General features: G+C 61.9%; 22 protein-coding genes. 1 reads left to right on the top strand and 21 read right to left on the bottom strand.

The features are described 5' to 3' along the window. Nucleotides 1–12: 12 nt before the first annotated feature. Genes ACIOU6_RS19140 through ACIOU6_RS19050 form a run of 19 tightly spaced genes read right to left on the bottom strand, consistent with a single transcriptional unit; the run spans nt 13 to nt 16956 of the window. Nucleotides 13–1248, bottom strand: a complete 1236-nt coding sequence (locus ACIOU6_RS19140; protein ID WP_401138620.1) for a beta-ketoacyl-ACP synthase — start codon at nt 1246–1248, stop codon at nt 13–15. Beyond that, nucleotides 1248–1976, bottom strand: a complete 729-nt coding sequence (gene fabG, locus ACIOU6_RS19135) for a 3-oxoacyl-ACP reductase FabG (RefSeq protein ID WP_221731292.1) — start codon at nt 1974–1976, stop codon at nt 1248–1250. Before fabG ends, ACIOU6_RS19140 begins: the two co-directional genes overlap by 1 nt. Continuing rightward, nucleotides 1969–2433, bottom strand: coding sequence for a hotdog family protein (locus tag ACIOU6_RS19130; protein WP_221731291.1), 465 nt, complete (start codon nt 2431–2433; stop codon nt 1969–1971). Before ACIOU6_RS19130 ends, fabG begins: the two co-directional genes overlap by 8 nt. Next, nucleotides 2430–3626 carry a beta-ketoacyl-[acyl-carrier-protein] synthase family protein gene (locus tag ACIOU6_RS19125; protein ID WP_221731290.1) on the bottom strand — a complete coding sequence of 399 codons (1197 nt, stop codon included), beginning with the start codon at nt 3624–3626 and terminating at the stop codon, nt 2430–2432. The genes ACIOU6_RS19130 and ACIOU6_RS19125 overlap by 4 nt, the downstream gene beginning before the upstream one ends. After that, a complete protein-coding gene (locus tag ACIOU6_RS19120; protein ID WP_401138619.1) occupies nt 3623–4213 on the bottom strand; it encodes a hypothetical protein in 591 nt (196 codons plus the stop codon). Before ACIOU6_RS19120 ends, ACIOU6_RS19125 begins: the two co-directional genes overlap by 4 nt. Further along, nucleotides 4213–4938 carry a class I SAM-dependent methyltransferase gene (locus ACIOU6_RS19115; RefSeq protein WP_221731288.1) on the bottom strand — a complete coding sequence of 242 codons (726 nt, stop codon included), beginning with the start codon at nt 4936–4938 and terminating at the stop codon, nt 4213–4215. Before ACIOU6_RS19115 ends, ACIOU6_RS19120 begins: the two co-directional genes overlap by 1 nt. Further along, nucleotides 4935–6182: an NAD(P)/FAD-dependent oxidoreductase gene (locus ACIOU6_RS19110; protein WP_401138618.1), complete on the bottom strand. Its 1248-nt coding sequence runs from the start codon at nt 6180–6182 to the stop codon at nt 4935–4937. Before ACIOU6_RS19110 ends, ACIOU6_RS19115 begins: the two co-directional genes overlap by 4 nt. Continuing rightward, nucleotides 6169–8532, bottom strand: a complete 2364-nt coding sequence (locus tag ACIOU6_RS19105; RefSeq protein ID WP_401138617.1) for an MMPL family transporter — start codon at nt 8530–8532, stop codon at nt 6169–6171. Before ACIOU6_RS19105 ends, ACIOU6_RS19110 begins: the two co-directional genes overlap by 14 nt. Next, nucleotides 8516–9118 (bottom strand): outer membrane lipoprotein carrier protein LolA, encoded by a 603-nt coding sequence (locus ACIOU6_RS19100; RefSeq protein WP_221731285.1) that lies wholly within the window; start codon nt 9116–9118, stop codon nt 8516–8518. Before ACIOU6_RS19100 ends, ACIOU6_RS19105 begins: the two co-directional genes overlap by 17 nt. Continuing rightward, complete coding sequence (locus ACIOU6_RS19095) at nt 9115–9540, bottom strand: thioesterase family protein (protein WP_221731284.1); 426 nt, start codon at nt 9538–9540, stop codon at nt 9115–9117. Before ACIOU6_RS19095 ends, ACIOU6_RS19100 begins: the two co-directional genes overlap by 4 nt. Continuing rightward, a complete protein-coding gene (hutH, locus tag ACIOU6_RS19090; protein WP_221731283.1) occupies nt 9533–11077 on the bottom strand; it encodes a histidine ammonia-lyase in 1545 nt (514 codons plus the stop codon). Before hutH ends, ACIOU6_RS19095 begins: the two co-directional genes overlap by 8 nt. Continuing rightward, nucleotides 11058–12005 (bottom strand): glycosyl transferase, encoded by a 948-nt coding sequence (locus ACIOU6_RS19085; RefSeq protein ID WP_221731282.1) that lies wholly within the window; start codon nt 12003–12005, stop codon nt 11058–11060. The genes hutH and ACIOU6_RS19085 overlap by 20 nt, the downstream gene beginning before the upstream one ends. Next, the gene (locus tag ACIOU6_RS19080; RefSeq protein ID WP_221731281.1) at nt 12002–12736 is read right to left on the bottom strand and encodes a glycosyltransferase family 2 protein; all 735 of its coding nucleotides are present in this window, start codon (nt 12734–12736) and stop codon (nt 12002–12004) included. Before ACIOU6_RS19080 ends, ACIOU6_RS19085 begins: the two co-directional genes overlap by 4 nt. Further along, nucleotides 12729–14408 carry an acyl-CoA synthetase family protein gene (locus tag ACIOU6_RS19075; protein ID WP_221731280.1) on the bottom strand — a complete coding sequence of 560 codons (1680 nt, stop codon included), beginning with the start codon at nt 14406–14408 and terminating at the stop codon, nt 12729–12731. Before ACIOU6_RS19075 ends, ACIOU6_RS19080 begins: the two co-directional genes overlap by 8 nt. After that, nucleotides 14405–14950 (bottom strand): hypothetical protein, encoded by a 546-nt coding sequence (locus ACIOU6_RS19070; RefSeq protein WP_401138616.1) that lies wholly within the window; start codon nt 14948–14950, stop codon nt 14405–14407. Before ACIOU6_RS19070 ends, ACIOU6_RS19075 begins: the two co-directional genes overlap by 4 nt. Next, nucleotides 14947–15201 carry an acyl carrier protein gene (locus ACIOU6_RS19065; protein ID WP_221731278.1) on the bottom strand — a complete coding sequence of 85 codons (255 nt, stop codon included), beginning with the start codon at nt 15199–15201 and terminating at the stop codon, nt 14947–14949. The genes ACIOU6_RS19070 and ACIOU6_RS19065 overlap by 4 nt, the downstream gene beginning before the upstream one ends. Nucleotides 15202–15210: 9 nt before the next feature. Then, nucleotides 15211–15471: a phosphopantetheine-binding protein gene (locus tag ACIOU6_RS19060; protein WP_221731277.1), complete on the bottom strand. Its 261-nt coding sequence runs from the start codon at nt 15469–15471 to the stop codon at nt 15211–15213. Next, nucleotides 15446–16261: a 1-acyl-sn-glycerol-3-phosphate acyltransferase gene (locus ACIOU6_RS19055; RefSeq protein ID WP_221731276.1), complete on the bottom strand. Its 816-nt coding sequence runs from the start codon at nt 16259–16261 to the stop codon at nt 15446–15448. The genes ACIOU6_RS19060 and ACIOU6_RS19055 overlap by 26 nt, the downstream gene beginning before the upstream one ends. Further along, nucleotides 16237–16956, bottom strand: a complete 720-nt coding sequence (locus ACIOU6_RS19050) for a beta-ketoacyl synthase chain length factor (protein WP_221731275.1) — start codon at nt 16954–16956, stop codon at nt 16237–16239. The genes ACIOU6_RS19055 and ACIOU6_RS19050 overlap by 25 nt, the downstream gene beginning before the upstream one ends. Before the next feature lie 384 nt (nt 16957–17340). Here ACIOU6_RS19050 and ACIOU6_RS19045 point away from each other — a divergent pair, with 384 nt between their 5' ends. Next, on the top strand, nt 17341–18111 hold the full coding sequence (locus ACIOU6_RS19045) for a ParA family protein (RefSeq protein ID WP_221731274.1): 771 nt from the start codon (nt 17341–17343) through the stop codon (nt 18109–18111). A gap of 128 nt (nt 18112–18239) precedes the next feature. On the opposite strand, the gene trxC is transcribed toward ACIOU6_RS19045, so the two are convergent. Beyond that, nucleotides 18240–18674: a thioredoxin TrxC gene (gene trxC / locus ACIOU6_RS19040; RefSeq protein WP_221731273.1), complete on the bottom strand. Its 435-nt coding sequence runs from the start codon at nt 18672–18674 to the stop codon at nt 18240–18242. An 80-nt stretch (nt 18675–18754) separates the two neighbouring features. Further along, nucleotides 18755–20218, bottom strand: a complete 1464-nt coding sequence (gene selO / locus ACIOU6_RS19035; protein WP_221731272.1) for a protein adenylyltransferase SelO — start codon at nt 20216–20218, stop codon at nt 18755–18757. Nucleotides 20219–20262 lie beyond the last annotated feature (44 nt).

Raw genomic sequence — 20262 nt, 5'->3', positions numbered from 1 at the left:
CCTTGACCTGGATTAATTCGGTTGCGGCCAGCGGCGGAAAATCAACGAGGTGTTGACGCCACCAAAAGCGAAATTGTTGTTCATCACGTAGTCGTGATGCATCGGGCGGAATTCGCCGCGCAGGTAATCGAGTTTGCCGCAGTGCGGATCGACCTCGTCGAGATTGAACGTGTGCACGTACAGATCGCGATTCATCATCTCGATGCTGAACCACGACTCCAGTGCCCCGCAGGCTCCGAGCGTGTGGCCGAGGAAACTCTTCTGCGAGCTGATCGGCATGCGTTCGCCGAACAAGCTGCTGGTCGCCAGTGTTTCGGCAATGTCGCCCTGTTCTGTCGCCGTGCCGTGACCATTGACATAACCGATGGCCTGCGGCGTCAGCCCGGCGTCTTCCAGCGCCAGTTCCATTGCGCGGCGCATGGTGGTTTGTTCCGGGCGGGTGGTGTGCTGGCCGTCGGCGTTGCTGCCGAAACCGACGATTTCGGCATGGATATGCGCGCCGCGAGCGAGGGCGTGTTCCAGCTCTTCGAGCACCAGCATGCCGCCGCCCTCACCGATCACCAGACCGTCGCGGCCCTTGTCGTAGGGGCGAGGGCTGGTTTGTGGCGCATCGTTTTTCAGGCTGGTGGCGTAGAGCGCGTCGAAGACCATGGCTTCGGTCGGGCAGAGTTCTTCGGCACCGCCAGCGAGCATCAGCGGCAAGCGGCCGAACTTGATCGCCTCATAGGCGTAGCCGATGCCCTGACTGCCGCTGGTGCAGGCGCTGGACGTCGGGATCAGGCGCCCGGTGAGGCCGAAGAAGATGCTGATATTGGCGGCGGTGGTGTGCGGCATCATTCGCACGTAGGAGTTGGCGTTCAGGCCTTCTGCTACCGAGTTCAGCAACATGTTGCCGAACGCTTTGATCTCGTCGGTGCTGCCGGTGGACGAGCCGCAAGCCACGCCCATGCGCCCGTCCCTGATCGATTCGTCGCCGAGCAAACCGGCATCGGCGAGGGCTTTTTCCGCCGCGCCGACGGCGAGTCGCGACACCCGGCCCATGCTGCGCAGTTGTTTGCGCGTCCAATGTGCAGGGACGACAAAATCATCGATGGGCCCGGCCAGACGCGTATTGAGCTCGCTGAAGCGATCCCACTCGTCCATCCGCCGAATGCCGCTGCGGTTGGCCGCGAAGTTGCCCGAGATGGTTTCCCAGTCGCTGCCCAGCGAGGTGATGCCGGCCATGCCGGTGACGACAACGCGCTTCATCAGCACAAGCCTCCGTTGACCGCCAGGACCTGGCGGGTGATGTACGAGGCTTCCGCCGACATCAGGAAATTCACCGCACCGGCCACCTCTTCAGGGGTGCCCATGCGTTGCGCGGGGATCATTTTCATCAGTTCTTCCACCGGCACGTTTTCGTCGAGCATCGCCGTGTCGATCAGGCCCGGCGCGACGCAGTTAACGGTGATTTTGCGCTTGCCCAGTTCAATCGCCAACGCTTTCGCCGCACCGATCACGCCAGCCTTGGAGGCGCTGTAGTTGACCTGGCCACGGTTGCCGATCAAGCCCGACACTGACGTGATGCAGACAATGCGACCGGCGGCGCGGCGGCGGATCATCGGCATCATCACCGGGTGCAGGACGTTATAGAAACCGTCGAGGTTGGTGCGCAGTACCACGTCCCAATCGTCGTCGCTCAGCGCGGGGAAAGCGCCGTCGCGGGTCAGGCCGGCGTTGAGCACGACGCCGTAATAGGCACCGTGGGTTTCGACGTCGGCTTCGAGGATGCTTTTGCAGGCTTCGCGATCGGCTACATCGAATTGCAGGATGCGCGCGTGGCGGCCCAGCGCTTCGATTTCAGCCTGTACCGCTTGCGCTTCGGCAACGCCGCTGCGGCAATGCAGGACGATGTCGTGCCCGGCTTGCGCCAGGCGCAACGCAATGGCGCGGCCGATGCCACGGCTGGAGCCGGTGACCAGTACGGATTCAGTCATCGTTCGACGCCTTTTTCTGTTCAAGATAATCAGCCGCCGCAGGTGGGCGGAATACATTCAGCCGGGCGCTGGCGTGGATGCCGTCAGCGTTGATATGGCATTCGAATACGCCCATGCCGTTGTCGTCTTCCAGCGAGCGGATGCCGTGAACGGTCAACTCGCTGCCAGCCGCGAACGCGGCGACGTTGCACTCGAACTTGCGCGTGCCGAGCAGGAAGCCCAGTTCCACCGGATTGCCTTTCAATCGTGCATGGCAACCGGCGAAGGCAGCGACGCTTTGCGCCATCAGTTCGATGCCCACCCACGCGGGCAGGCTACCGTCGGGCAGGCTGAACAGGCCGTCAGGCTTGACCGTGAGCCGGGTGTAAATCTGCTCTTCATCGAAGCTGATGATCTTGTCGATCAGGATCATGTCGCCGGCGTGCGGCAGTAATTCGGCGAGCGGCCAGTCGGTCATGGGGCGTCTCCGATAATCAGGCTGACGTTGTTGCCCCCGAAGGCAAACGAGTTGCTCATCAGGTAGCGCGGTGCAATGGACGTCAGGCGTTCGCTCGCAGTCACCCACTTGAGCGGCGGCAGCGCGGGATCGGCCTGGCCATCCCAGACGTGCGGTGGTAGTGCGTGCTCGTGATTGTCGGCGCTCAGGCTCAGCCAACAGAAAGCAGCTTCCAGCGCACCGGCAGCACCAAGGGTGTGACCGGTCATCGGTTTGGTCGATGAGCACGCCACGCCGTCGGGAAACAGCGTGGCGACGGCTAGGCTTTCCATGGCGTCGTTGTGTTGGGTCGCGGTGCCGTGCAGGTTCAGATAGTTGATCTGCGCTGCCTGCAGATGGGCACGACTCAAGGCTTTGTGCATCGCTTGCAGTGCACCGCGACCGCTCGGTTCCGGGGCGGAAATGTGATGCGCGTCAGAGCTGGCACCCGCCCCGAGCAAGGCGATGGCCGGGCCGTCGCCTCGTTGCTTGCTCATCACGAACAGCACCGCCGCTTCACCGATGTTGATGCCGTTGCGGTTGGCCGAGAACGGATTGCAGCGCTCGTCGGACACGGCTTCCAGCGACGAGAAACCGTTGAGGGTCAGCTTGCACAAACTGTCGACACCGCCGCACAGCACCGCGTCGCACAGGCCCAGATCAAGCAGGCGCTGTGCGCTCATCAAGGCGCGGGCGCTGGAGGTGCAGGCGGTAGAAATCACATAAGCCGGGCCGCTCAATTGCAGCCAGTCAGCGAGGAAGTTGGCCGGCGCGCCGAGTTCCTGTTGCCGATAGTCATACTCGACCGGGAACTGCTGCTCGCGAATGAAGTGCGCCAGGCCACGACTGGCCTCGTCGATGCCCGAGGTGCTGGTGCCGAGCACCACGCCGATGCGCTCGCGGCCGTAGGTCTGGATCGCCTGATCGATGTCTTCGCGGATCTGCAGCGCGGCTTCCAGTAACAGTTGATTGTTGCGGCTGCTCTGGTCCGCGAGCGCTGGTGGAATCGGCGCCAGTTCACCGTGCACCGCCGCCACCGGCAGTTCGCGATTTGCCACCCAGCCTGATTCGTGGCACATGCCCGAGCAATCGCCAGCAAACAGCTGGCGGGCCACTTCTTGTTTGTCGCGACCCAAGGCGCAGATCACGCCGAGGGCATTCAGGTAGGCAGTCATGGCGTCGGTTCACCGAGTGGGGACACGCGATAGTGCGGGCCTTGAGGCAGGTTCACATCGAAGCTCAACGGTTGTGAATAACGAATGTTCCAGCGCGGCGCCAAGGAACGTTGCCCGTCGTGCTGCTGCGCGGCGGGGTAATTGCGTAGCAGTTCGCCGGACGGGGTCAGGGCAAACAGCAGCGCGGCGAACAGTTCCCGGGCCTGCGGGTTGGGCGGCAGCAGACCGTCGGCCTGCCAATGACCGTCGATCAATTGCTGGCGCGCTTGAGGAATGCCGAGCGGGTCCATCATCGACCAGCGAATGCCGGGGCCTTCGCGCTGGATCACCAAGAGCCAGTCCTGACGCTGATCGGCCTGAAGTCGCTCGATGTGCAGTTGCAGCGGCAGCGGCAGTGTTGGATTGCCTGCTGGCAATGGCGCCTGACTGGCGCAACCACTCAACAGGGCCGTTACCAACAATACCAGCCACACCACAACCCCTGTGGGAGCGGGCTTGCTCGCGAAGGCGTCGGCACATCCGGCATCAATGCAAGCTGATCCACCGCTTTCGCGAGCAAGCCCGCTCTCACAGGTTAGGAGTTGCATCAGCAAGCCCCTGCTAATGGTTTTCGGGCGACAACGTTCACCAACGTTTCCTCCCGCTGGCCAAACGGCTTGGGCTTGCGCAATCCAAACCGTTCCAGCAAGCCAAAATCTTTCGAGCGGCTCCACCACAAATACGGGTACGAGACATTGCGCTCGCCAAACTCGAAACCTTGTTCACGAATCATCTGCAGATACTGCGCCGCACTCTTCTGCACATGCATCGGATGACGGAACAGCCAACGAATCACCCACGTATCAATGTAGGCCTCGGTTGACTCGGCGAACAGCAGATAGCCACCCGGTTTGAGCACGCGATAGAACTCGGCCAGGGCTTTTTCCTGTTCGACCAAGTGATGGAACGTCTGGTGACAGAACAGCAGATCAACGCTGGCATCCGGCACGTTGAGGGTTGCGCAATCACTGCCGATCAACTCGACGTCCAAACCCTGCCGCGCCGCTTCTTCACCGCTCAATTGAAGGCTGTGCGGATCGGCATCGATACCGATCAACCGTTGCGGGGCGAAGGTCTGGCGCAGGTAGCGGAACGACTTGCCCTGGCCGCAGCCGGCGTCCAGCAGCACCGGGTTCGCGGGCAGCGTTTCGCTGAACAGGCTGCGTAAATCGTTGATCGCTACACGTAACACATGGTGCTGCCAGGTATGGCTGCGCAGGAACCAGAAACCGAAGCGGGTTTCCTCGACGTAGCTGTCGCTCAGGTAACTCATGGGGCGTCCTTTGCACAAAGTTCGGAAATCATCTTCAGCCGGCGGCGCGCTTCGCTGACGAACGGGTTGCGTTCGTCCCAGGCGTAACCGGCGAGGATCGAGCAGATCATCCGGCGAATCTCCGCCTGGCTGTCTTCATAAAAAATCACGTCTTGAAAAGTGCCGGCGTACCAGCCCTCGACGTAGCAGCGGAAGGTGTCGACGCCACGTTTGAGCGGCTCGGCAAATTCGCTTTGCCAATCGACGGTTTCGCCTTGCAACTGACGGTGCAGCACGGCCGCGGCCATGCTCGCCGAACGCATGGCGATGGTCACGCCCGAGGAGAACACCGGGTCGAGAAACTCAGCGGCATTACCGAGCAAAGCGAAGCCCGGCCCGTGCAGGGTTTTGACGTTGGCCGCGTAACCGCCGAGGGTGCGCGCCGGGGTGTCCCACACGGCGTTTTTCAGCACGCTGGCGAGGCTGGGCGTCTCGGCGATGAAACCGCGCAGGCAGGCATCGAGATCAGCATCGCGACCCGTGAAATGTTCTGCGGCGGCGACCACGCCCACCGAGCAGCGGCCGTTGCTGAACGGGATCGTCCAGAACCAGATATCGCGATGTTGCGGGTGGGTGGTGACGAGAATTTTTTCGCGGTCGAAGGCCGGGTGGTCGATGTGGTCTTCGACGTGGGTGAACACCGCTTGGCGCACTGGGAAATTCGACGGCGCTTCGAGATCGAGCAAACGTGACAGCACGCGCCCGTAACCACTGGCATCGAGCACGAAATCCGCCTCGACGCGGTACTCACTGCCGTTTTCGCGGCGCACATCAAGGTGTGGTTTTGCCCGGTCGAAATCGACGCCGACGATGGCATCGCCATAGCGGAATTCAGCACCTTGCAGCGCCGCTTGGTCGGCCAGCAGTTTGTCGAAATCGGCGCGTTGCACCTGGAATGTCGTCGGTTTGCCGTCGGTGAAGGTGTCACTGAAATCGAACGCGCTGTAGCGCTCGCCCCAGGCAAACGCCGCGCCGGTCTTGCGCTGGAAGCCAGCGGCGTTGACGGCGTCGAGCATGCCAGCCTCTTCGACGAAATCCAGGCAATGACTGAGCAGGCTTTCACCGATGGAAAAGCGTGGGAAGTGCTGGCGCTCGATCACCAGCACATCGTGGCCCTTGCGCTTGAGCAGCGCGGCGGCGATGGCGCCGGAGGGGCCAGCGCCGATGATGACGACCTGGCGACGCTGCGTTTCAATGATGGGCATGTGAACTCTCGGGCGCGATGGCGGTGGTATTCAGGGGCGTGTGGACATGACGCCCGGCCCAAGGGGCAAGAATGAAGCTGAAGGCCAGTCCGAGGCTCACTGACAGACCGAAGTTGCTCACCGCCGGTGTGCTCGACACCGCCAGCAGACCGAATGACAGCCACGTCGTCACGGCGGCCAGCAACGTGCCGAGCAGGCTGACCGCCGCGCCGCCAACCTGCTCACGCATGAGGATCGCGTAATCGACGCTGATGGCCGTGACCAGCAACAAGCCGAACAGACTGAACAGAGTCAGCGGCTGGCCGAGCCAGCCAAGACTGGCCAGGCTGCACAGCGCCGCGAGCAATGGCAGGGCCACGATGCGCAACGCGCCGCCTAAACCGAACGGCACGATCAGCACCAGTACGATCAACACGCAGGAGGCGAGTTTCAGTTCGGCGGCGCTGACCTGGGTCGCGGCGAAAACATCATTGAGCTTGCCGAGACGATCCACCAGGACAACGCCCGGCAGGTCTTGCGTCTGCACCCGCAACAGCGCCGGGTTGTTCAGGCCTTGCAGGCTGGTCATCGCCGCAACGCCCTGCTCGGTCGGGCCCAGCCATAGCGTGCGATAGGGTTCGCCAAGTGGGCCGGCCAGCGCGGCGTCGATGTCCTTGGCGGGTAGATTTTGTAGCTGTTGCAGCTCGTTTTGCAGCGCGGCGAGGGGCACGCCGAGGTCGAGCAGCGGTTGCCAGTGCTGCGCCAGTTTGTTCAACGCATCGCGTACGTTCTGCTGCTGACCAGGCGGGCTGACCAGTTGATCGAGCGCCAGATACCCTTGCAGCTTGTCGAGGTTGACCAGTTGTTGCAGACGCCCGCTTAGCGCGGCCTGACGTTCGAGCAATTGCTGCTGATTGGTTGCGCGAATCAGGAAGAACTGGCTGGTCGGCTGATAGCCGGTGATGCGTGCGATGGTCTGCGCTTCATCGGTCAGGCGTTGTGGCGTGCCGACCCATTGGCGGATGTCGTTTTTGCTTTGCAGTTGTACCAGGCCGCCGATGCAGAAGGCGATCAGCAGCGCCAACAGCACCGGTGTGCGGATGTGTTCGAGCAGCCTTTCTCGCAGATTCACCAGACGCTCGGCCAGATGCAGTGGCCATTGTGCCGGGCGCAGTTCGACATTCCTCAACAGCGCCGGCAGCAGGCACACCGCCGACAGGTACGCACCGAGCAACCCGGCGGCGGAGAACACGGCAATTTGGGTCAGCGCCGGGAAGGGCGTCCACGCCAGTGCCAGATAACCGATGGCGCTGGTGATCAGGCTCAAGGTCAGCCCGGGCAGGGTCAGACGCAAGGCCGGCCAACTGCGCCAGGGCTTGAAACTCCAGCTCTTGGACAGGTAGTGCAGCGGGTAATCCACCGCCACGCCAATCAGGCTGGAGCCCAGTACCAGCGTCATCACATGCATGTGGCCGAACAGCGCCACACACGTCACCGCACCAAACAACATGCCGACCAGCACCGGCATAAACGCCAGCAACACCTGCCATCGGCGAAAGGCGAGCAATAGCAGCAACAAAACACCGACGGTGGCACCGCCGCCGACCCAGGTCATCTCGCGAGTGGCTTGCTGTTGACCATTGGCCGCGTACAGCAGACCGCTGGCGGCCAGCAGTTGCACGTCTGATTTAGCCGCTTGCTCGCGGCTGTTTTGCAGCAGGGCGGCGACTTGCAGCGGCAGGTTCATGTCGAAGGCGTTGCCAGTGGTGCGCGCGCGCAGCATGACCCAGCTCTTGCCGTCGGCATCAGCGACCAATGCACCGCTGCCGATGTCCAGTTGCACTGCGCCGTGCTTGGGCTGGCTGTTCTGGATGCGCCCGGTCAGACCCAGCCAGTCATCCTGACTGGGTACCAGACTGAAGCCGGTAAAGGGGTCGTACAGCGCCTGCACCCGTTGCTGGATGAAGGCGTCGGGATGTTCACTGAGCAACTGCCGATCATTCGCCGAGAGCATCGCCAGCCGGCCGTCCAGCAGTTGCGTGCGCAGGGCCGGCAGGTCCGCTTGCAGGTTCCACTGCACTGTTTCGAACAGTCCGCTGGCTTGCCATTGCTCGCCCAGGGTCTGGGCCATGGCCACCGCTTGCTGACGATCAGTGTGGCCGACCAGCACCAGCATTTCGCGGTTGAGCGGTTCCTGCATGCGTTGTTCGGCGCGCAATTGGAGGGCGTCAGGGTTTGTGCCCGGCACCAGTTCCATCAGGTTGGCCGACAACGGCGCACCGTTGCGCCACTGCCAACCGGCCAGTGCGATCACCGCCAGCAGCAGGATCAGAAACAGCCACGGCAGCCTGCGTTCACTCGGCAAAGTCATGTTGCTCCGCGTCGCTCAGCGGTTGGTCGGCGGTGCTGTCCTGCATGCGCAGTACGGTGCTGTCGCCCTGGGTTTCCAGCAGTTCGATGGTTTGCACCAGTGCGCCGCCGTTGATGTTGATCTGGTTGAACACTTGCTTGAGCAGCAACGAGCGCGGGGTCAGGGTCAGTGTCCACTTCTGCGCATCGCCGCTCAGGGCCAGTTCGAAATCCCGTTGCAGACCGCTGCTATCACCTTGCAGCACGGCGAGGAACAAACGGTTCTGTTCAGCCCCGGCGCTCTTGTTCGGCAGCCATTGCCAGCCACTGGCGTCACGCCGGGCAATGCCTTTGGCGCTGATGCGGTAGTCTTGCTGCAGCGGGGTTTTCAGCCGCCAGAGCAGGCCAAGATTTTTGGCGAGGACGAAACGGCCCTTGCTGACCAGCGGCTGAGGCAGGGCGCGCAGGTGTTTTTCCTGAATGAACTGGCCGTGGATCACGTCCGGTTTGGCCAGTTGCTCGCTGAGCTGTTGCAGGTCGAAGGCGTTGGCCAACGTCGACACGGCCAACAGCGCCAGCGCGCCGAGACTTCTAAGAAACAGGTTCATCGCAGCATCCTTTCCACGGCATCGGTGAAGACTTTCGGCGAGGCCAGTTGCATCTCGCGACGGCTGACCTCGACCGCGACCTGCACCGAGCTGGCGCGGGTCAGGCGTTCGCCGGTTTGCAGGTCGGTGATCAGGTAGTTGATCTTAAGACGGTTTTCCCACTCGACCAGACTGGCGCGCACGTTCAGCTTCTGGCCGAACACCGCGCCACGCACATAGCGCAGTTGCAGGTCGATGATCGGCCAGGCGTAACCGGACTCGACCATGTGTGTGTAGTTGTGGCCGATCTTGTCCAGCAGCGCGCAACGCGCCACTTCGAGGTATTTGACGTAATGGCCGTGCCAGACCACGTGCATGGTATCGACGTCAAAGAACGGTACGAGGATTTCCGTATCGGCGTGAAGCACTCCGGCACTACGCATGCAACCTCCAGTGTTGCGCGGCGATGCGTTGCAGGCACAGGCGCAGTTCGCCTTCCAGTGCACGGTCTTCGATGACCGGCGGGAAGTCATGGGCGAGTTCCTCGTGCATCGCGGCCAGTGCGGGTGGCAGTGGCCGAGCGTCTGCGGCCTGACCTCGCAGCCACACGCCTTGGTTCGCGGCCAGCAGCGTGGCGGCGGCAACCTGTTCGGTCAGTTCCAGCACGCGGATCGCGTCGCGGGCAGCGATGGTGCCCATGCTCACCTTGTCCTGGTTGTGGCACTCGGTGGAGCGCGAGAAGACGCTGGCCGGCATGGTGTTTTTCAACGCTTCGGCGGTCCAGGCGCTGGTGCCGATCTGCACAGCCTTGAAGCCGTGGTTAAGCATCGCCCGATCAGCCGTAGCGCCGGACAGATTGCTCGGCAAGCCGTGGTTGTAACGCTCGTCCACCAGCAACGCCAGTTGACGGTCGAGCAGATCGGCCACGTTGGCCACGAGGTTTTTCAGGCTGTCCATGGCGAACGCGATGTGCCCGCCGTAGAAGTGCCCACCGTGCAATACGCGCTCGGCTTCGGCGTCGATGATCGGGTTGTCGTTGGCGCTGTTGAGTTCGGTCTCGATAAACGAACGCAGCCAGTTCAGGCTGTCGGCCAGTACGCCGAGCACGTGCGGGGCGCAGCGCAGCGAATAGCGATCCTGCAAACGATGCAGCGGCGCAGTCGGCGCGTCGATGGCCAGATCCTTGCGCAGCCACGCGGCGACCTGCATTTGCCCCGGATGCGGCTTGGCGGCGAACAGGCGCTCGTCGAAGTGCTCCGGATTGCCTTGCAGCGCCACCACGTTGAGCGCGGTGATGCGCGTGGCCAGTTGCAGCAGATAGTCGGCGCGGGCGTAGGCGAGGCAGGCGAGGCCGGTCATCACAGCGGTGCCGTTCATCAGTGCCAGCGCTTCTTTCGGGCGCAGCACCAATGGCGTCCAGCCGAGTTCGCGGTGCACATCGGCAGCCTGACGGCGTTCGCCACGGAACATCACTTCACGTTCACCGGACAGCGTTGCCGCAACGTAGGACAGCGGCGTCAGGTCGCCGCTGGCGCCGACAGAACCCTCTTCGGGGATCAGCGGCAGGATGTCGTATTCGAGGAAGGCGTGCAGACGCTCGAGCAGTTCAATCCGCACCCCGGAAACACCGTGGCACAGCGACTGCAAGCGCGCCGCCAGCACGGCGCGGGTGGCTTGGGCGTCGAGCAGTTTGCCCAATCCGCAACCGTGGAAAGTGTAGAGATGACGCGGCAGCGCTTCGACGTGATGCAGCGGCACCGCGACCACGCAGGAATCGCCGTAACCGGTGGTCACGCCGTAGATCACGCCTTCCTTGTCCAGCAGCGAATCGAGGAACCGTGCGCCTTTGGCGATGCGTTCACGGTAAACCGCGTCGCTCTGCAACTGCACGGGCGCCTGACGGTTGGCCAGGGCCAGCACGTCTTCGATGCGCAAAGGGCGTTCGCCGAAGGTTACCGGCTCATGGGTTGGCGTCGTCATCGGTCTTCCAGAAAGGGTAAAAGTTGAACCATTGTTGCGGCGCTTCGAGGCAATAGTGACTCAGGCGCTGCGCATAGCGGGTCGCCCACTGATGAATGACCTGCTCGCGCTCGCTGCGCTTCCACACCACGGCGTCAGCGAACGGTTCGAGGGTCAGGCGGTAGTGGCCATCGGGTTGCTTGAGGCACATCAGCAGGTTGACCGGGCATTTGAGCAGACCGGCCAGCAGCCATGGCCCCTGTGGGAACGGTGCCGGGTGGCCAAGAAAATCGACGGTCACGCTGCGCCCACCGTGCAAAGGCACGCGGTCGCCGGCAATCGCCAGCCACTCGCCACGCTCCAGGCGTTCGTGCAGTTGCAGCATGATCACCGGGTCGAGTTCGCTGACCTGAATCAGGCGCAGATTGGTCGCCCCGGCCTCGCCGAGCAAACGGTTGAACTGCTCGGCGTGCTTGGTGTGTACCAGCACATTCATGGTGACCTTTTCGCCGATCTCGGCCAGTGCGCGGCACACTTCGAGATTGCCCAGGTGCGCGCCGACCAGCAGTTGCCCGCGACTGCCGCGCAACTGATTGCGCAGCAGCGCCGGATCGATGATTTCGATCTGCTCGATTTTGAGTTTGCCGTTCCACACGTCGAGCTTGTCGAGCATCGAATCGGCGAAGGCCATGAACTGGCCGAACACCCGCCAATGGTTCGGCTGCAAGTCTTCACGCAGGCTCCAGTCGGCCAAGCGTTGCTGGTATTGCCAGGTACTGCGCCGCGCGACTCGCCCAAACAGGAAAAAGTAAAGGACGATGCCGTACAGCAATGGGCTCAGCAGCCGACGTCCAAGGACTTTGGCGGCGAGCGCGGTGAATTTCATCAACAGGAAACTGCCGCGTTCCTCGCGGTCGGCCCAGTGTTTTTTGTCGGTCTCGGTATTCATCGGCGCCACCGCCGCCAGAGGATCAGCGGAAAGCGCAGCAACATGCCGAAGAACAACCGGGTGTGCATGCTGGAAATCAGTGCGTTGTCGTGGAACAGACGGAAGTGCGAGACGCCATCCAACGGGTAATGCACGCTGGTTTGCAGCCAGCGCATCGGTTGATTGCGCCACGACAGGCGCACCAGAATGTCCGAGTCGAAATCCATGCGTTTGCCGACTTTCGCCGAGTTGATCAACGCCAGCGTCGAGGCCAGCGGATACACCCGAAAACCGCACATCGAATCGCGGATCTGCAGCGAGAGCGTGTTGATCCACACCATCACATGGGTCAGGTAGCGGGCGTACAAACGGCCCTTGGGCACGCTCTCATCGAACAGCGGATAACCGCAAATCATCGCTTGTGGATGCGCTCGGGATTCTTCGACGAAACGAGCGACGTCGTGCAAGTCATGCTGGCCGTCGGCATCGACCTGCAGTGCATGGCTGAAACCCAGTCTTGCGGCTTCGCGCAGGCCGGTCATCACCGCGCCGCCCTTGCCCTGATTGGCAGTCAGGCGCACCAGAAAAACGTTGTCGCGTTCGGCCAGACCCTCGAGCACGCGCGCGCAGGACGGCGTGCTCGCGTCGTCCACCAGAATGCATGGCAGGCCTTGGGCGAGCAGGGCCTCGATCACGGTGGTGATCGCGGTTTCATGGTTGTAGACCGGGATCACGGCGCAGGGGTTATGCATGAGCGGTCTCCAGCAAAATCCGGCCGCTGGAGCAGGTGGCGGTGTCGTTGCGATAGGCGAAATACAGCTTGCTGCGTTCGGGATCGAAGCGCAGGTGCAGCTGAATTTCATCGCCGGGGCGCACCAGTTGCTGAAACTTCAACACTTCCATGCCAACAAACGTGCCGGGCAGGTTCAGCAGTTGACGGCCGAGGTTCAGCGCCCATTCCACTTGCACCACGCCCGGCAACACTGGGGCTTTGGGAAAGTGGCCGCTGAAATAGGCCAGGTCCGGTGGAACACTGAGTTGCAGGCTCCATTCACCGTCGATTTCGAGCTGTTCCAGCACGTCGGGGGCTTTCGGCCGGGGCGCCAGCAGTAGCGCTTCGACATCGGCCTGCGGCAGCTTGCCTTGGCTGTTCAGCGGTAATTGACGCAGCAGACGCCAGCGACGCGGCAGCGCGAGGGCTTCGCAATGCTCACTGAGGTGCTTGCGCAGGGCTTCTGTGAGGCTGCGGCGGCCATGTTCACGCAGGGCAAACAGGCCAGACTCGCTGAGCACCAGCAAGGCGCCCAGCGATGCACGGTTTTCCTGCACCACACCCAGACGCGCTTCAGCGACCCAATCGTGGGCGACCAAGGCGTGCTCCAGCATTGGCAGCGAGATGCGTTTTTCTTCGAGTTTGACGATCCGGTCCAGTCGCCCGAGCAGTTCGAAACGACCATCGGCGCTGATGCGTGCAGCGTCGGCGGTGTGTTCGACATGCCCGGCGGGCAGATAGGGTGAGGCGATCAACAGTGCGCCGTCGTTGTCCTGAGTCAGTTCGACGTCGGCGAAGGGTTGCCACAGCGCTGCGCCCTGACGCCAAGCGATGCCACCGGTTTCGGAACTGCCGAGGATCTCCGTCGGCCACTGTTGCAGGCGTTGATGCAGGCTCTGTGCGGCTTCTGCCGGCAGCGCGCCACCGGAGGAAAATACCCGGCGCACTGCGCTCAGGGCCGGCCAGTCGAGGTTGTCACCCATGCGCTTGAGCAGCGCCGGGCTGGCGACCCAGGCAAAGGTCGAGTGCTCGCGGCTGGCGCGTTGCAAATCTTCGCAGAAGGCCAGTTGCTTGCGCACGAACGTTCGACCGGCGCACAGCGGCCAGAGCACACGGAACAGCAAACCGTAGATGTGCTGAGTCGCGACACTGCCGATGATGCAGGCTTCACCGAGATCCGCACCCCAGAGCTGCTCCAGCGCGTGGACTTCATTGGCCAGTTGGCGCAGGGATTTGTCGATGCGTTTGGGCTCGCCGCTGGAGCCGGAAGTACACAGGCTCAAGCGGCACTCATCGAGATTCAGCTCCGCGCCGGGCAATGGCGGCTGAGCGAAGTCCCCTAAATGGCTGTCACCGCTTTGATCGGTCAGCCACAGGTCGACTTCATTCGACCAGCGCTGACGGGTCTGCGCTTGCAGATCCGAGGGCAGCAACACGCTGACCCCTGCGCGCCAGGCGCCTAGCAGGGCGATGGCCAGATCGGCGGCATCCTCCAGATGCACGGCCAAACGCCGCACACCCTGAGCTTGCAGGCTGGCGGCAACGCTTAGCGCCTGCTCACACAGTTGCGCGTGATCGAGTGCCGGTGCGTGGCTGATCGCTCGCGCCGGCAGGGCCTTGAGCAATAGCTGCTCAAGTTTTATCCAGTTCATGTACGGCCTCTCACCCGTTGTCGTATCAGCCATTCAATGGCAAACATCAGGCCGATCAATCCGTAGGAGATCAGGCCGGTGTACAACATCCACCAATTCAGCGGCGCCCACAGCGTTAGGAGGGCGGCGCACAAACCGTTGCAGAAGAAAAAAATGCTCCACGCTACGGTGACCTTGCGGGTGTAGCGAATCGCGTTGGCGGGCAACTGCGGCTCACGCAGCCGCGCCAGCCGTTCGACCATCGGTGGGCCGAATTTCAGGCTCAGGCTGAACAGCACCAGCATGAAACCGCTGATCAGCACGGGGTACCAGCGCAGCAGCAATGGGCTGTCGAACACCGCCAGCAGCATGCAGAACACAATGGCCACGCCGGCCATCCACAGGCTGCCCGGCTTGCGCTCGCCGGTCAGTGCCCGCGCCAGCCACAGGCTGCCCAGCAGCAGTCCGAACTGCCATGGGGCGAAGTGCTCCATGCCGAAATACACCGCAAAGGGGTACAGCAGGCCGGCCAGCAACAGGCCGAGGCCGATCAATCGGCTCATGCGGTCGGTTGAACCAGACGGTAGACCGCCTCGACCACGTCACCAACGGTACGCACCGATTTGAACTCTTCGGCGGCGATTTTCTTGCCGGTCTGGCGTTTGATGTGATCAATCAGATCGACCGCATCGATGCTGTCGATTTCCAGATCCTGATACAGGTTGGAGTCCAGGCTCACACGGGCCGGGTCCAGTTCGAACAGCTCGACCAGGGCATCGCGCAGGGTGTTGAAAATGTCATCACGAGTTTGCATGGTCCGGTCTCAAGCTGCCTGTTTTGCCGTGACGAATGCCGCAAGGCTCGCCACGTTGGAGAAATGGTTACGGGTGTCTTTGGCATCAGCATCGATCTTGATGCCGTATTTTTTCTGGATCGCCAGACCCAGTTCCAGTGCGTCGACGGAGTCCAGGCCCAGGCCTTCGCCGAACAGTGTCTGATCGTCGCCAATGTCTTCAACGCTGATGTCTTCGAGGCCGAGGGCGTCGATGATCAGCTCTTTAATGTCCCGATGCAGATCGCTCATCTTGGGCGAGCTCCTTAATAAAGTAAGAGTGCAAATAATCGTTGAGCTTGCGCGAGGCCTGCGGTGCAGGCCCTTGCGCTGCGAATGTCTGTGGGTCTATATCGGCGCCGACACGAAAACTGAAGTGCACACGGCGACTGGGGATCCGATACCAGGGTTCGGCTTTGGTCAAAGTGGTCGGGCTGACCGTAATGATCACCGGCGTTAGGATCTTCGCACCCCGCAGGGCAATGGCTGCGGCGCCCCGATGAAAGGCGGGTGCCTGTCCCGGTTGAGTGCGCGTGCCTTCGGGGAAAATGATCAGGGTCTGGCCGTTTTGCAGAGACTCGGCGGCGGCATCGAGCATGTCCATGCTGCCGTCGTTGCTGATGTATTCGGTGCTGCGCAGCGGACCCCGGGTGAAGGGGTTTTCCCACAGGCTTTTCTTCACCACGCAATTGGCTTGACGCACGAGGCCGATGAGAAACACCACATCGATTAGCGACGGGTGGTTGGCGATGATCATTTGCCCCGGTCGGCCCAAACGTTCGGCACCTTGAATGTCGTAGGTCAGCACGCCGGTGCGGGCCATGAACCGTACGAAAAACCAGAACAGCCGACTGACGGTCTGCCTCGCACGCTGGCGGTGGGCCAGGGCATCGCCGGGCAGGCAGGCGAGCAGCGGAAACACCAGTACGCGAAGGCACAGTCCACCGAGCCCGAACAGCGCGAAACTGGCGGCGGTGGCGAGCAGGCGCCAGTAGTAGGCGTCACGTTTTTTCTCGGTCATGGGTTGCGTTGCCAGGTCCATACACGATTTTTCCAGGCATGTTGGCAAAGGGGTTGTTGGCCGAGCAGGGTGCGCAACAGACTCAGTGCGTGGGGCCATTGTGCTTTGGACAGTGCTTGCGAGGTGCTGTTCAGGCTCAGCCGCCAGTCGGTACCGGGGGTCAGCAACAGGCCGAGTGCGTACGGAAACGGCACATCGTCGATCCACTGCGAATAAGCTTCGGGCGGCTGTTCTTCGGTGATCACCAGCAACACCGCCGGAGCGCCTTCGTTGAGCAGGGCGGCGGCTTCAAGCATGCCGTGTTCGAGGCCGTCGCCCGCGGCAGCGAGGGCAGTCATTTCGCTGGTTTCGCCGCGCATGATCGACCACAGGCCGATGATCGCGTTGTGCACCGACAGGCTGAACTGGGTCGGTGACAACGGTTCGTCCTTGGCAAGATCACTGAGAATTTCGTAGGTGCGCGGGGTTTCGCCGTGGCGGGAGACGAACACCAGTGGCAGGTGTTCCCGTCCGTCGGCCAGCGGCCAGCCGACACTGAAGGCCATTCGGGCGAGGCGACTGAGTCGGCGCCGCTGCATGGCCGGCAAAAACGATACATCGGGCGCGGCATCACTGCTCTGGAGCACGACCGGTTGTCGGCTCCAGGCCTGCCAGGCGTCCACGCTGTCGAGCCCCGGGGCCCACGCGCGCCATTGGGCGATGTTGAAGTTGATCACGGACGTTCATCCCGCCCCTGCGGGCTTCTGTTGACGCATTTTGAGTCGCCAAAGCCGCGGCGCAGATGAGCCGACTGCGCTGGAGGTGACGTGGCGCTTGGCGCCGGGTGGCGCGCATTATCCCGGTGCAAGGAGTGTGTAGCAAATGCTGGTTACATTTTGCGCAATGAAATGTACCGAGTGGTTCGCGATAAAACTGTCACTTGGCCATTATCCACACTGAATGCGGTCTGTCTGTCGGACATGTCGGCGTTTGATGGCGGTTTTTACGCTGCCTGTCGCCGGATATTGATGTATGACCTTGTAGTCCGTGTCGGTGAAGGTAGCGAAGCACGGTCGCCCGCATCTACACTCGGTCATTCTTTGATACACGGAGGTTTTGTCATGCGGCGCGTGGTGTTCAATCAGAAAGGTGGTGTAGGCAAATCCAGCATTGCCTGCAATCTGGCGGCGGTCAGCGCCAGCGAGGGTTATCGCACGCTGTTGGTGGATCTCGATGCCCAGGCCAACTCCACTCAGTATCTGACGGGGCTCACTGGCAACGACATCCCGATGGGTATTGCCGATTTCTTCAAGCAGACCCTGTCTTCTGGACCCTTCTCGAAAAAGAATCAGGCGGATATCTACGAAACGCCGTTCGACAACCTGCACATCATCACCGCTACCGCCGAACTCGCGGACTTGCAACCCAAGCTCGAAGCCAAACACAAGATCAACAAACTGCGTAAGTTGCTCGATGAGCTGTCGGAAGATTACGACCGGATCTACCTCGATACGCCGCCGGCTCTGAATTTTTATGCGGTATCGGCGCTGATTGCCGCAGATCGCGTGCTGATCCCCTTCGATTGCGACAGCTTCTCGCGTCAGGCGCTGTACGGCTTACTGGCGGAAATCGAAGAGTTGAAGGAAGACCACAACGAAGGGCTGGAAGTTGAAGGCATCGTGGTCAACCAGTTCCAGGCCCGGGCCACTTTGCCGCAGCAGATGCTGGACGAATTGATTGCCGAAGGCTTGCCGGTACTGCCGGTGTATCTGACCAGTTCAGTGCGCATGCGCGAGTCTCACCAGGCCAGCACGCCGCTGATCCACCTCGATCCGCGACACAAACTGACCCAGCAGTTTGTCGAGTTGCACAACCTGCTCGAGGACGCCTGAGGTTCTGAGACACACTTAACCCTTGTGGGAGCGGGCTTGCTCGCGAAAGGGCCGTCACATCAATACTTTAATTGACGGATCTGACGCCTTCGCGAGCAAGCCCGCTCCCACATGGGGTTTTGGGTGTGTCAGATGCCCTGGCTATGCAGCCAGCTCATCAACTGCGGCAACGCAAACGCGCCACTCTGACGCGCCACTTCCCGGCCGTTCTTGAACAGAATCAGACTCGGTATCGAACGAATCCCCAGCTGCGCCGACAACTGCTGATTCGCCTCGCTATCGAGCTTGGCCAACCGACACTTGCCCGCCAATTGCGCCGCCGCCTGCTCGAACACCGGCGCAAACGACTTGCACGGCCCGCACCAGTCGGCCCACACGTCAACCAATAGCGGCAGATCGCCCTTGATCTGGCTGGCGTAGTCGCCTTGCTTGAGTTCGAACGGTTTGCTCAACAGCACCGCGGATTTGCAGCGGCCGCACTTCGGCTGGTCGGCGAGGCGCTCGGCGGGGATGCGGTTAAGGCCGTTGCAGGAGGGGCAGGGGATCAGGAGTGGGTTGGTCATGTTCGGCTCGGAGAAGGTTAACGATGCGTACGCCTTATCTGGAGACGCACGAATCGCTTATCAAGATGGAGTCCAGCCCTTTAAGAAGAACAACTGATCTCCAAATGCTTGCCCCACTCCGGCGGCCGCTCTGCATAAGTCTCCATCCCCGGCTGCTCCTCGAACGGCTTGCTCAGCACCGCATGCAAACGGCGCACCTGCGAGTAATCTCCTTGCTCAGCCGCATCAATGGCTTTTTGCGCCAGATAATTACGCAGGATGTACAGCGGATTCACCGCGTGCATCCGCGCCCGGCGCTGTTCCTGATCAAGCGTGCCTTCGCGGGCAACCCGCGCCACATAACGCTCGCCCCAGGCATCGAAACCTTTGATATCGACGAAGTCGTCACGCAAGCGTGCGACGGCCTGCTCCGGTGAGGTTTCACCCAAATGGCGGAAGAACAGCGTGTAATCAACGCCGCTGTTCTGCATCAGTTGCAGCAGGTTTTCCAGCAGCAATTGATCGTCATCTTCAGCGGTGGTGAAACCGAGTCGACGGCGCATCAGGTCCAGGTAATGCGCTTGAAACAGCGGCAAATACAGGCCCAGGGTTTCGCGCAGGGCTTCGACGCTGATGAACGGCGTCAGCGCCTGAGCCAGTGCGCTGAGGTTCCACTGGCCGACGGGCACTTGATTGCTGAACGAGTAGCGGCCCTGATCGTCGGAGTGGTTGCAGATGAAGTTGGCGTCGAAATCATCAAGGAAGGCGAACGGGCCGAAGTCGAAGGTGATGCCAAGGATCGACATGTTGTCGGTGTTCATCACTCCGTGGCAGAAGCCGTAGGCCTGCCATTTGGCGATCAGTTCGGCGTTGCGCTCGACGATTTCGCGGAACATCGCCAGATACGGTTCCGGTTGTTCCAGGCATTCGGGGAAATGCATCGCCAGTACGTGCTCGCCGAGTTGCTTCTGCTGCTCGGGGCGCTTGGTGTAGTAGAAGTATTCGAAGTGGCCAAAGCGGATGTGGCTCGGCGCCAGGCGCAGCACCATCGCCGCGCGCTCCTGCTTTTCGCGCCAGACCGGCGTGTCGGAACCGATCACGCAGGCTGCCCGCGACGAAGGAATGTTCAATGCGTACAGCGCTTCGGACGCGAGGAACTCACGGATCGACGAACGCAGTACCGCCCGGCCATCGCCCATGCGCGAAAACGGCGTCTGCCCGGCGCCCTTGAGGTGCAGGTCCCAGTGTTCGCCCGCCGCGTTGTAGACCTCGCCCAACAGCAAACCGCGCCCATCGCCCAGTTGTGGCGTATAGCCGCCGAACTGATGCCCGGAATAGATCATCGCCCGAGGTTCAGCGTCGGCCCACAGTTTGTGGCCGCCAAACAATTGGGCGAATTCCTCGGTTTCAGCCGTTGCCGGGTCGAGGTCCAGCAATGCCATGGCCGCGGCACTGGCGACGACCAGACGCGGATTGTCGATCGGCTCAGGCAGCACGTGGGCTGAGAACGCATCGCCCAGGCGGGCGAAGCGATTGTCGAAGGTCAGTTCGTCGAGGGCTTTCAAGGGCCTGCTCCAGCAGAATGTCCGAGCATTCTGCTGGGATTAGA

The sequence above is a fragment of the Pseudomonas sp. NPDC087615 genome (genome assembly GCF_044743445.1).
In the GTDB taxonomy this organism is placed as follows: domain Bacteria; phylum Pseudomonadota; class Gammaproteobacteria; order Pseudomonadales; family Pseudomonadaceae; genus Aquipseudomonas; species Aquipseudomonas baetica_A.
The sequence above is the reverse complement of the archived record's forward strand: the minus strand, read 5'-3'. Positions and strand labels throughout refer to the sequence as shown.